Raw genomic sequence first — 4729 nt, forward strand, 5'->3', positions numbered from 1 at the left:
TGCCCATCGAGTCGGCGATATCGGCGATCAGTTTGTCGTGTCTGGCGGAATGGCGGTCGACCGGCGGGCGAGTGTGGCGCATGAACAGCTGCGCAGCCCGGGCGTTGTCACGGAGGATTTCGGTGATTTCGTCCTCGACGATCTTCGAGGATTCCTGCAGCCAGATGCGCACGTTGCTGTCGAAGATCTGCGACAGCGTGGTGGCCGCCAGTTCGGCCGCGATCATGGTCGGGATCACGCTCACCAGCCAGAACGCCAGCACCAGTTTGCGTTGCAGGCTCCAGCCGGAAAGGGCGAAAGGTCGGGCGACAGTGCGTCGGTCTTTGTTCATTGGATTTCGCTTAATGCAGCAGCCATGGCAGGGTCGGAGCGATCCGGTCGGACAAACATTTTTACCAGTCCCAGCAGTCGGTTGAGTAATGGATTGCGATGACGGAAAAACACCGTATGCCCGACAAACGAGCACCCCAGGCGCAGCTTGGTGGCATAGCCGGCTTGCCCGCAAGCATAGGTCGCCAGTTTGTGCTCAATACAATAGTCGACGTTGACCAGCCAGCTTCGGGTGTAAAGATTGTACTGGCGGGTGCGGGCCAGATCGTGGGCGAAAAACTTGTCGATCATGCGGCGCCCGTCGAGCAGCACCAGATTGAACGCTACCAGTTCGTCGCCAACCCAATAGAGCACGCAGGCCGCGCGCTCGTCGAGGTGGGCGAGCACTTCGCAAAAGTACGCCGCCGGCAGGCATTCGAAGGCCAGATCACTGCGGGCGAGGGTGGCTTCGTAGAGCGCCATCATGCGCGGCAGCAAGTCGTGCACCGAACGTCGCCATTCGGTGCGCGGGCCGTGGTTGCGCAAGGTGCGGCGCAGGTCCTTGCGCGTGGATTTGCCGAGGCTGCCCAGGTAGGCATCCACCGAGGCGAAACGGATCGGCAATTCGGCGCCGGGCAGGCCGGGCATGCTTTGCATTCCGGCCTGGCGGCAGACGTCCAGCCATTGCGGGTCGCGATGCGAAGCGTCCTTGACCGCCAGCAGGCCAATCCCGAGCTGGTCGGCGTCCTGTTTTGCCAGGTGCAGCAATTGCGCGAGCAGTGCCGGGCGCTGCGCAGGGGCAATGTGCGAAGCCGTGCCGACATGGCATTGCTCCGCCACCGGTGAGCCGAGGGCGTACAGACGGATGACGAACAGCCCGGGCAGGCGCCGGCGCAGCCATTGGCTGACACGTTTGCCCGCGCCCTGCAGAGTGGTGTCCAGCGAATAGGCGGTGCTGAACGCCACCGCGCCTGCGATCAGACGGCCGTCTTCATGCAGGGTCAGATAGCGCCAGTGAAAACCGTCAATTCCCGCCCGTTCCACCGCGCGGTAGTAATCCCAGTCTTCCAGTTCATCGGCAAAGCAGTCATTCCAGGCACAGCGATCAATCGCCTCGATGGTTGAAAAGGCTTGCGCGGTGATCACGTCGGTTCCTTATGTCGGCGAGTCGCATGGAGGCGGACGGAGGCCACTGCTCAAGCCAGTTGCCGGGTGTCCAGTGGCGCTGTCCCGGGGTGAATGATCGCTGGCATGATGCCGCGCTGGATGAAGTCGGCGCTCAATTCCACGACACGCCGGTACTGCAAGTCCACGGTGATCATGTGATAGCAGTCGTCGAGCAGCACCTTGGTCACCGGCCCGCCGAGTTTGCGTTCCACATAATCGGCGTTCCAGCGGCTGGTGATGTCGTCCTCGATGGAGTGCAGCACCAGTGCCGGCGTGGTGATCGACGGCATGCTTTTCTTCACCACGGCATTGAGCCGGTGCAGTTCCCGCACGGTGATGCCTTCCATGGTCAGCAACCCGGCCTGACTGCTCTGGCCCTCTTTCATCTGCCGTTCGACGATGGCCCGCAGGCGCTCGTTCTTGATGCCGTAGGGCGGCTTTTCTTCGAAACTGCACAGGTGCACGCCGAACGGGATTTTCATCAGCAGCGGGGTGAGGAACGCCAGTTTGTTGATGCTCCAGCCGTCGTAGCGCAGCGTGGTCGAATACAGCAGCAAGCCTTCGATCTGTCCCGGGTGTTCGGCGGCCAGGTACATCGACAGCACCGCGCCCATGGACAAGCCACCGACGTACACCTTGCGGTGCTTGCGGCGCACGCCGACGAAGGTGTTGCGCGCGCTTTCGTACCAGTCACGCCAGCCGGTGGCCTGCAGGTCGGCATTACCGCCGCAGTGCCCGGCCAGGGTCGGCACATAGACCGTGTGCCCGGCTTTCGCCAGGCCCACGGCCACCCGACGCAGTTCCGTCGGGGTGCCGGTGAGGCCGTGGATCAACACCACCGCGACCTCGCCGTTGCCGAGAACGAAACCGGCGTTGCCTTCGCCCATGTCGATCTCTGGTTCGATCATCGTTTCATTGCCCGATGCAGGAGGCGGTCGAGCAGGGCCAGGCCCAGATCGATTTCCGCATAGCTGATTTCCAGCGACGGTGCCAGGGTGATGACGTTCTTGTAGTAGCCGCCCACGTCAAGGATCAGGCCCAGACGACGCCCGTCGATTTCAATGTCGCCCTTCATGCCTTCTTCGACCATGAAGTCGAGGGTGGCCTTGTCCGGGGTGAAACCGTCAGCGGTACAGATCTCGCAGCGCAGCGCCAGACCGAGGCCGTCGACATCGCCGATGATCGGGTAGCGCTTTTGCAGATCCTGCAGGCCTTCGAGGAAGTATTTGCCCTTGGCCATGACCATCGCGCCGTAGTCGACTTCGCTGGTCATCTTGAACATTTCCAGACCCACTCCTGTGCCCAGCGGGTTGGAGGCGAAGGTCGAGTGGGTCGAGCCTGGCGGGAAGACTTTCGGGTTGATCAGTTCTTCACGGGCCCAGATGCCGCCCAGCGGGTTGAGGCCGTTGGTCAGCGCCTTGCCGAAGACGATCACGTCGGGTTTGACGTCGAAGTGTTCGATCGACCACAGCTTGCCGGTGCGGTAGAAGCCCATCTGGATTTCGTCAACGACCATCAGGATGCCGTGCTGATCCAGCACGTGCTTGAGTTCGCTGTAGAAGTTCATCGGCGGAATCACGTAGCCGCCGGTGCCCTGGATCGGTTCGACGTAGAACGCGGCGTATTCGCTCTGGCCGACTTTCGGGTCCCAGACGCCGTTGTATTCAGTCTCGAACAACCGCGCGAATTGCTGCACGCAGTGGCTGCCGTACTCTTCCTTGGTCATGCCTTTCGGGCCACGGAAGTGGTACGGAAACGGGATGAACTGCGCACGCTCACCGAAGTGACCGTAGCGGCGGCGATAGCGATAGCTGGAGGTGATCGACGAAGCACCGAGGGTACGCCCGTGGTAACCGCCCTCGAAGGCGAACATCAGGCTCTTGCCGTTGGTGGCGTTGCGTACCACTTTCAGCGAGTCTTCGATCGACTGCGAACCGCCGACGTTGAAATGCACACGGCCGTCGAGGCCGAATTTTTTCTTGGCGTCGACCGCGATCATTTCCGACAGCTCGATCTTGCCCTTGTGCAGGTACTGGCTGGCGATTTGCGGCAGGGTGTCGATCTGTTGTTTCAGTGCATTGTTCAGACGCGGGTTGGCGTAACCGAAGTTGACCGCCGAGTACCACATCTGCAGGTCGAGATAGGCCTGATCTTCGGTGTCCCAGACGTAGGAGCCTTCGCAGCGGCTGAAGATGCGCGGCGGTTCGATGTAGTGAACGGTGTCGCCGTAGGAGCAGTATTTGGCTTCTTTTTCCAGAAGGACCTGGTCTTCGGCTGTCGCGATGCGGATATCAGACATGGTGCAGGGTTTCCTGTGCTTCAGAAGGGGTTTCGGTGCTGAAAGTGACGGCGTTGGCGGCCGGGGCCAGAGGCAGGCGGGCCAGCAGGTGTGGCAGTTCGGCGAAGCTGTCGAAGCGCGCGTAGGCGATGCCGTTGCGCTCGCAGTGCTCGGCCAGGCGATCCCTGGCGAAAACGAAGTCGGCGGTGGACGCCACGCACATGTCGGACTGGCCGTCGCCGATCACCAGCACGCGTTTGCTGTTCGGCGTGGACTTGCATTTGCAGTTGCCGGATGCGGCGCGGCAGGCGTCGCTGGCGTAGGGGAAATCAATGCGCCACTTGTCGTGGTCGATCTGGCGCAGGCGATTGGCGAGGATCGGCAGGAGCGTCACGTAGTTGCGCGCAAGAATTCGCGCGATGCCTTGTTCGATACCGTCGCTGACCACTTCCAGCGAAGCGCCGAGGCCGATCACGTGGTCGACGAAGTCGGGGAAGTCGGGATCAATGTCGATGCTGTCGAAGAACTCGAGCAGTTGCGCAGGTGTGGCCTTGATCAGCGCCAGCTGACGGCTGAGGCATTCGCGGGAACCGATCTTGCCCTCCAGCCATTCGTTTTCGATGGCTTCCCAGCTCGGGTCGGCGAAGCGTTCAAGGATGCTGTCGATCACGTCGGTACGGGTGATGGTCCCGTCGAAATCACACACGATGTGCCAGTCAATCATCTGCAGTACCTGTTGGGTCGAGGCAGTTGTCAGGGTGCGCGGTCTGCGCCTGGCAAGGGAGAGAGCAGGGACTGTGCCAAATGGCCCAGGCCCCGTAGTGGCGGGGGGGATACGGTTTTGTCGCCATGCGCGGCTACAATTTTTGTAGCTTGCTACAAACAACATGAGTGCTTGCGCCAGGGACGGTATCCGGGGATTGATGCGCGCAAGTTCAGAAAAGGAATGACCTCATGCAGAGGAAGACACTGGCG

4 protein-coding genes and 1 pseudogene are annotated in these 4729 nt (G+C 61.5%); all 5 read right to left on the reverse strand.

The window, feature by feature from the left end; genetic code table 11:
• Positions 1–331, reverse strand: a pseudogene (locus DBR24_RS33390) (two-component sensor histidine kinase); the annotation flags it as partial.
• Positions 328–1455, reverse strand: a complete 1128-nt coding sequence (locus DBR24_RS23060) for a GNAT family N-acetyltransferase (protein WP_128615902.1) — start codon at positions 1453–1455, stop codon at positions 328–330. The pseudogene DBR24_RS33390 and the gene DBR24_RS23060, both read right to left, overlap by 4 nt.
• A 50-nt stretch (positions 1456–1505) precedes the next feature.
• On the reverse strand, positions 1506–2384 hold the full coding sequence (locus DBR24_RS23065) for a carboxylesterase (RefSeq protein WP_123466176.1): 879 nt from the start codon (positions 2382–2384) through the stop codon (positions 1506–1508).
• A complete protein-coding gene (locus DBR24_RS23070; protein WP_128615903.1) occupies positions 2381–3775 on the reverse strand; it encodes an aspartate aminotransferase family protein in 1395 nt (464 codons plus the stop codon). Before DBR24_RS23070 ends, DBR24_RS23065 begins: the two co-directional genes overlap by 4 nt.
• The gene (locus DBR24_RS23075; protein WP_128615904.1) at positions 3768–4478 is read right to left on the reverse strand and encodes an HAD-IB family phosphatase; all 711 of its coding nucleotides are present in this window, start codon (positions 4476–4478) and stop codon (positions 3768–3770) included. The genes DBR24_RS23070 and DBR24_RS23075 overlap by 8 nt, the downstream gene beginning before the upstream one ends.
• Positions 4479–4729: the final 251 nt, after the last annotated feature.

The organism is Pseudomonas sp. HMWF006 (assembly GCF_003061205.1).
Classification (GTDB): Bacteria; Pseudomonadota; Gammaproteobacteria; order Pseudomonadales; family Pseudomonadaceae; genus Aquipseudomonas; species Aquipseudomonas monsensis.